Below are 535 nucleotides of genomic sequence, written 5' to 3'. Positions count from 1 at the left end.
TCGCGGCGATGCGCTCTCCGAAGGACTTGGGGCCGAGCCGATTCAGCGCCACCGGTCCGAGCGAACCGGCGCGGGCATCTTTGCCTCGGCGCGACTTCGGGCGTGGTATCCTGTCCGCCGCGTCCGGAACGCCCTGCCACGGGACCGCGTGGCGCGCAGGGTTTCGTTGCGGGGCAAGCCGATATCCGCCATCGGTCCGGGAGCAGAGCCGAGCGCCGCAGGGCAGTTCTCTGTCCATGGCCGGCCGTTTTTCCGGACCGGGATGATCGCCGTGGCGCCGCGCAGGATGATGGCGCTGTGACCGCGTCGAGTGCCGCAAGCGCCGTCCGCGGTCACGGTGCCGATATCCTCGGCCTGGGGGATCCGGTCGGGCAAGTCCGGCAATGAGGCGGATCGGAAAACGATCCCGGGGATCGTTTTCCCGAGGAAGGGGGTGTCGTCTTCCCGGCCGGGTGTGCCGGGGCCGAGAGCGTCGGCGCGGATGTCCGAAGCGGCGGCATCCCTGGCCAGAGGCACCTTGCGCCATTGGCGGCGG

1 pseudogene is annotated in these 535 nt (G+C 70.7%); it reads right to left on the bottom strand.

The annotated features are described in order from the left end of the window. Window positions 1-75: 75 nt before the first annotated feature. Window positions 76-535: pseudogene (locus DSD19_RS11355) on the bottom strand (hypothetical protein); the annotation flags it as partial.

The sequence above is a fragment of the Rhodovulum sp. BSW8 genome (assembly GCF_003314725.1).
Lineage (GTDB): Bacteria > Pseudomonadota > Alphaproteobacteria > Rhodobacterales > Rhodobacteraceae > Rhodovulum > Rhodovulum visakhapatnamense.
This window is presented reverse-complemented; position numbering and strand designations above follow the sequence as displayed.